Raw genomic sequence first — 4,918 nt, 5'->3', positions numbered from 1 at the left:
CAGGGGTATTAGTATCTGTTGAAAAAACTTTTGTGCTATAAATAAATTTCCCTTTAATACAAATACTGTAAATGTTATTCATATTAAGATATTTCTTTTCAACTCTTCATAAAAAATGCCCCCTTTCTAAATATTTTTAATTCTGAATAATCTGTCTATGTCCTTTTTATGAAAAATATAGCATATAATGTCTAATTTTGTCTAATTATTTCATTAATCTTTTTAAAATTTGTGAACTACATAGATCTAATTTTATTTACGCTTCTTTTTCCTCGAGGTCGTTTTTTCTTTATTAATTTATTTAATGTAGATAAAAAGAGTGTTTTTCTAGGAGATAGTGCAATGAAAGGAGCAATACGCTAAGCGATTATGTCGCGAAAGTTTCTTTACCATGAGGGAAACCCTCATGCAAACTACTGAAGGTTGTCCCACAAGGGCGGTTTTTGCTCTGTGGGATTGTCTTCGGGAGTTTGAGGGTTTAGAGGCTCGTGGTCAAGAAAACGTGAAATAAATAGCGTCCATCGGGGGACGACTATTTAACGTTTACGAGATGGTTTTTGCCATGACAGGTCATGGCTCGGCAAAGCCGAATTGCCCCGCAGGGCACACCTTTACGATAGTAAAGTATAGTGTGCTATACTTTACATGGAAGTCCACCGAAAAACAGTAGGGAAATGTATATACTTTATAGAGTGGTCGAGAACAAAATAGAGGGAAAAAATAGGACAAGCTGAGGTGAGGATTCGTGAGTTTTGCGATTTGTAGAATGCAGAAATTTAAGATGCGAGATGTGAAGGGAATCCAGATTCATAATCAACGAGAAAAAGAGAGTCATACAAATCTTGATATTGAAAAAGAACAAAGTCATTTGAATTATGATTTACATAACGATCAGTACATTGATTATTTAAAAACAGTAAAAGAAAAAATTGAACAGAATGTGGAAACCAATCGAGCGATTCGAAAAGATGCAGTTGTGATGTGTGAATTTGTGGTAACAAGTGATAGAGATTTCTTTGAAAGTTTAAGTCAAAAAGATTCAGATTCTCAAAAAGAATTTTTTAAAGAAGCTTATAGTGTTCTTAAGGAACGATATGGAGAACAAAACATTGTACATGCAGTGGTACATTTGGATGAAAAAACACCTCATATGCATGTAGGGATGGTTCCAATAACGGAAGAAAAGAAATTGTCAGCGAAACAGATTTTTAACCGTAAAGAGTTGGTTTCACTCCAGGATGATTTTCATGCTCATATGGTAGAGAAAGGTTTTGATTTAGAACGGGGAGTATCTAGTGATAAAAAACATATTGAAACCGCACGTTTTAAGGCTTTGACAGTAAAAGAAGAAGTACAAGTGTTAGAAGATACCCTTGTAGAGAAAGAGTTAGAGAAACAACAAATAGAGAAGTCTATGCAACAAATGAAAAATCGTTTAAATGATTTAAAAAGGGCAGTTAATGTTGGGAAAAAGGTAGAAAACATGTCTGTGAAAGAAAAAGGGGGGCTTATTCGCTCTAAAACGGTTGAAATTGGCTTAGAAGACTTTCAAAGGATTAAAACCCTTGCTAAAGCATCAGAGGCCTTTAAAAGAGAAAATGAGACGTTACAGAGACAAAATCATGCATTGAAAGTGAATAATACAGATTTACATACAACTATAAAATATTTAGAAAAAGAGAAAAAAGAATTAGAACCATATAAAGCGAAATATGAAAGACTTCAAAAGTTATTTGCACAAATGCAGGAGTTTTATAAAGAACGAGTTCCTCAAGGAATAGAGAAATTCCAACAAATCGTAGGGTATTGCAAAAAGAAAGTGAATATCACTTTAAATCCATTTAGTAATACTCGATTTAGTGAAAAAAATTTAACTGAACATGAGAAGAAAGGTTATGATCTTGCTTCAAAAAATATACAACAAAAGAAAAAAGAGAAAAATAGAAATAGAGATAGTGGTTTAGAAAGGTAAAAAGAATAACACCAAAAAGTACCCATAAATTTGGGTGCTTTTTGGTGTTATTCTTTTTCTTTTAATATTTTAATATTGTTGTAATTATATTTGTCAAACAGCTTATTATTTTCTTTTTTACTTAATAAAATTGTTCCGTTAAAACCAACATACTTTTTTTTATTATGTGCATTTTGAAAGGCTACTTCTGGATTTATTATGTATGCATTAGCTGTACCTACTTTTGCAACGTTAATAAAATTATGTTCTTCAAGATATTTAATAGCTTTATATATTGTTGTTCTGCCTTTTCCAAATTCTTCGCTTAAAAGTTGTTGTGAAGCCATTACTAGATTGTTATTGTTCATGTTATCTAAGAAGAAGACAAAAATTTCACTAGCTAGCTGATTATCTTTAATTAATAATTGTAGGGCTTTTAACCCCATTCCTTTATAAACTTGTACAAATGGAGGATTATCAATTTCTTTTTTACGTTGTTCAATTTCTTTTTGTTCAGCATCTTTTAAGTTGATTAATTTTTCAACAGAAGATAAAGGTAATCCAGTTAATTCAAGAATTTGTATTAACTCATTTTTACTGATATTAATATCATCTTTATTTGGCAAAATTATCAACCTTTCTTTATGAACATATATTTTTACTTTTGTGAACATCTTGTTTAAATTATAGAACAAGATGTTCACAAAAACAACAAAAAAATGAACATCTTGTTTTCTTATGTTCACCCTAGGGGTGAACATATATGTTCACCCCTAGGGTGAACATAAGAAAACTATAAACCCTTATTTATCAAGGGTTTACTAGGTTGTTCCTTCTATATCTATTAAAGGGCTATCCACTCATCAATGGACAGGTAGTATTTTTGAGGAAAAAACTCTCAAAAATCTCCACCTTTTCCGCTTCGCTTTACCATTGATGAGTGGATTTCGGCAGGTGTTGGCATATCGCCAAGCCGAACATACCAAAAACGAGGATTTAGGTAGCACGACTTGGACTAGCAATTATACCTGCCGAACCGCCTCGATCAACTGTCTATGAATACACCCTTATTCTATATTTTTGTGACACTATAAGGGGCTAGCCCCTCGCTTCGCTTCACCCCAGCCATAAACCTCACACCCAAAAACAAGGAAAACGATCTTTTTAGGCGTTTATTTTAATCCCTGGGTATTTTATATACAAAACTATTAAAATTGTTTTTACGGGCAATGTATGTAATTTTGTATATATTATTATATTAATGATATTTTTTTGTTTTATATGTTAGAATAAAACTCGTAGATAATTTTGTAATGCAATTTTTTAACTTTAACTCCAAAGTAAAATTGACTAGGTATTGTAAGTGTTAAAGTAGAATTTTATTTATTAAATAAAAGAGGCGTTTCCCTTTTTTAAAGAAACGCCTCTTTTATTTTTAGCAAATAGGCCGCACCATATCATTTCGGGAATTTTGTACGTTTAGACACATTTTCGTCACAATTAATCCCTTTTGGGATACAGCAACCATTCGTTGTTTTTTTATTAAAAAATATGCTTATTTTATTTTGTTTTTTCAACTTCTGGTTTTACCGTATATGTGTAACCTTCATTATTTAATTTGCTAGGAGTAGCTGCTAATCCTTTAGGTTTTTCAACAGGTCTTACACTTACAAGAAATTCTGTTCCGTATTCTGCTGAGTATGTTCCTTTCCCTACTAAATATAAATTATTACTGTTATCAACTCGTAAACGAGGCTGGGATCCCCATAGCAAAGCTGTTTTTGTAAAGCTTCCTAGTGATTCTGTAAATTTAGAAGAATTATAGCCACCATTTAGGCTTCTATCGTAAGTAATTGTCCCATCCATGCGAGAAAGTAGATTTACATTTCCATTTATTTTAGCAGTATTTAAGCTCACAACAACTTCTACAGATGAATTTGCAGGTACTACAATATTTTGTGCGCTAGCAGTATACGTGTAACCTTCAGTTTTTGTTGTTTCCTTTGTGTCTGAAAAATTATATTCAGTGGACAATTCAATACTTGTCTCTCCAACTAATGGAATTTTAAATGTTGCAGAAGCACTTGCCCCTAAATTAAATCCATTTGTAGTAGCATTTGTAACGGAATTTTCAAAATTCTTTGAAAATTCATTTGTAGTAAGTGTTTGATCTTGGTTGGTATTATTAGTTAAAGTTGATCTCCCTACAAATAAACTACTTGAATTAGTAATAGTAGGTGAACCAATTTGCTCTACTGATGTCTGATAAACGTTAGTAAGTTTATATTCTGCTGTTTCGGAAATAAAATAGTCATCATGTAAGTTGTGCATATATTTATAGGCGGCTTCAAAAGGTTCACGCCAATCTGCTATATATGCATTTTGTTGTTGTGCAATGTTTTGAACAGAACTAATTTGTGCTGCACTTACTGAACCTGGGGATGTAAATGCAAATGATGAACTAATAGCCCCAATCATAGCTAGAGATAAAATCTGTTTTGTCTTTTTACTGTTTTTTTTCATATTTCCAGCCCCTTTTTTTGAGATTTTAGTGTTCTATTTTTTTTAGATTTACAACATATTTCTATACTAGTTGTAAGTAAATATCTCTTATTCACTAGTAATTATCATTCTATATAAAGATTGTAGAATGATAATTTTTATATTTTTTCATTTTTTTAGCTACGGGAAAGTAAACGCTTACATATCTGTGTAATAATAAAATGTACATATTGCTATACTATAAATTAATTTGTCTTGTTGTAAGGTTTATCTAGTTTTTAAGATTATTAATAAATTATACGGGTTTATTAGAATGATTAGATGGTCGAGATTGTTTTGAGAAAGTTAATCTACTGTTATAGATGTTTTTTGACTTTTGTGGATATTGGAATATTTCCTATTTTCATAGGGGTATTAGTATCTGTTGAAAAAACTTTTGTGCTATAAATAAATTAGCAATACGTA

3 protein-coding genes are annotated in these 4,918 nt (G+C 31.3%); 1 reads left to right on the top strand and 2 read right to left on the bottom strand.

Going from position 1 to position 4,918, the window contains the following annotated elements:
• The first annotated feature begins 745 nt into the window (after positions 1 to 745).
• Entirely contained in the window at positions 746 to 1,972 is a 1,227-nt protein-coding gene (gene mobV / locus ACP6L7_RS36160) for a MobV family relaxase (RefSeq protein ID WP_430529209.1), read from the top strand.
• Positions 1,973 to 2,019: 47 nt separating this feature from the next.
• On the opposite strand, the gene ACP6L7_RS36155 is transcribed toward mobV, so the two are convergent.
• Together ACP6L7_RS36155 and ACP6L7_RS36150 are read right to left on the bottom strand one after the other, a co-directional pair.
• Positions 2,020 to 2,577 (bottom strand): replication/maintenance protein RepL, encoded by a 558-nt coding sequence (locus tag ACP6L7_RS36155; protein WP_430529210.1) that lies wholly within the window; start codon positions 2,575 to 2,577, stop codon positions 2,020 to 2,022.
• Between the two features lie 934 nt (positions 2,578 to 3,511).
• The gene (locus ACP6L7_RS36150; RefSeq protein ID WP_430529208.1) at positions 3,512 to 4,474 is read right to left on the bottom strand and encodes an ETX/MTX2 family pore-forming toxin; all 963 of its coding nucleotides are present in this window, start codon (positions 4,472 to 4,474) and stop codon (positions 3,512 to 3,514) included.
• Positions 4,475 to 4,918: the final 444 nt, after the last annotated feature.

Source organism: Bacillus silvicola, assembly GCF_050524305.1.
Taxonomy (GTDB): Bacteria; Bacillota; Bacilli; order Bacillales; family Bacillaceae_G; genus Bacillus_A; species Bacillus_A cereus_AT.
Note: the sequence above shows the minus strand (reverse complement) of the source record. Positions and strands in the feature narration are given on the sequence as shown.

Coding starts and splice junctions, on each gene's coding strand:
- ACP6L7_RS36150 (WP_430529208.1), bottom strand. CDS start 4,474: ATGAAAAAAAACAGTAAAAAGACAAAACAGATTTTATCTCTAGCTATG.